Origin of the sequence: Paenibacillus sp. OT2-17 (assembly GCF_009827695.1) — a bacterium.
Taxonomy (GTDB): Bacteria; Bacillota; Bacilli; order Paenibacillales; family Paenibacillaceae; genus Paenibacillus; species Paenibacillus polymyxa_B.
Genome location: NZ_WUDQ01000902.1, coordinates 1 through 936, shown reverse-complemented (window position 1 = coordinate 936; position 936 = coordinate 1). Strand labels below are relative to the sequence as shown.

Sequence of the window (936 nt, the reverse complement as noted above, 5' to 3'; positions counted from 1 at the left end):
ACCCCGGTGATGATCATGGAGGCGGCCTTGTGGGAATCGTATTTGCCCGCCTCCTGGCTTCGAAAATGTTCTGAGGGTAATGCTGACCAACTGGTGATGGAACTGGGGGACGGGGACGAATCGTTTAGCTGGCAGGATCGTGTTCGTCTCGTCCCCTATCGTGGAATTAACCGCAGTCATTCCTTTATGCTCGCCCTCAAACCAGACCGAGTAGAGGTGGTGATGAATGGGGCTCATTTTGTACATCATCGAGTGTTGATTGGCTTGGATGGGGGAACATTGTCAGCAGAGGGTAAGTATCGTGCCATCATCCACCCGGATGTGACGGCACAAGAAGAGGGCAGTGCTGATACCAACCAGAAACGAGATGCACATTTTAGTGAGCATTTTACGGAATCAGGATGACGGAGCATAAACACAAAATGATGTTTGAAGGCGACGAGAAATATCCAATGGTGAAATGGGCGGAGCACAGTTGGAATTGCACTATTTTCAAAAGGGGGAGAATGATATGCGGGAACAGATGAAATTGAAGATGAAAATTAGGCTAGCATTGCAACTGCAATATTATCGTATTTTATTTTTATTTGGGCTGAAAAGTGAAGAAATTTATTATATTGGCGGCAGCGAGGCGCTCCCCCCACCGCTGACGAGAGACGAAGAAGAATATTTGCTGGGGAAACTTTCTTCTGGAGATGCAGCAGTACGGTCGATGCTAATCGAAAGAAATTTGCGGTTAGTCGTATATATTGCCCGTAAATTTGAGAATACGGGAATCAACATTGAGGATCTCGTATCCATTGGTGCTATTGGACTAATCAAAGCGGTTAACACTTTTGATCCAGAGAAGAAAATCAAACTTGCGACATATGCGTCTCGATGCATTGAGAATGAGATTTTGATGTATTTGCGTCGCAATAGTAAAACGAGAACGGA

At 45.5% G+C, this 936-nt stretch carries 2 protein-coding genes; both read left to right on the top strand.

Going from position 1 to position 936, the window contains the following annotated elements; genetic code table 11:
* On the top strand, positions 1-405 hold a 405-nt coding region (locus tag GRP75_RS28055; protein ID WP_202404357.1), incomplete at its 5' end, for a sigma-E processing peptidase SpoIIGA.
* A gap of 106 nt (positions 406-511) precedes the next feature.
* A partial coding sequence (locus tag GRP75_RS28050; RefSeq protein WP_202404356.1) for a sigma-70 family RNA polymerase sigma factor occupies positions 512-936 on the top strand: 425 nt, incomplete at its 3' end.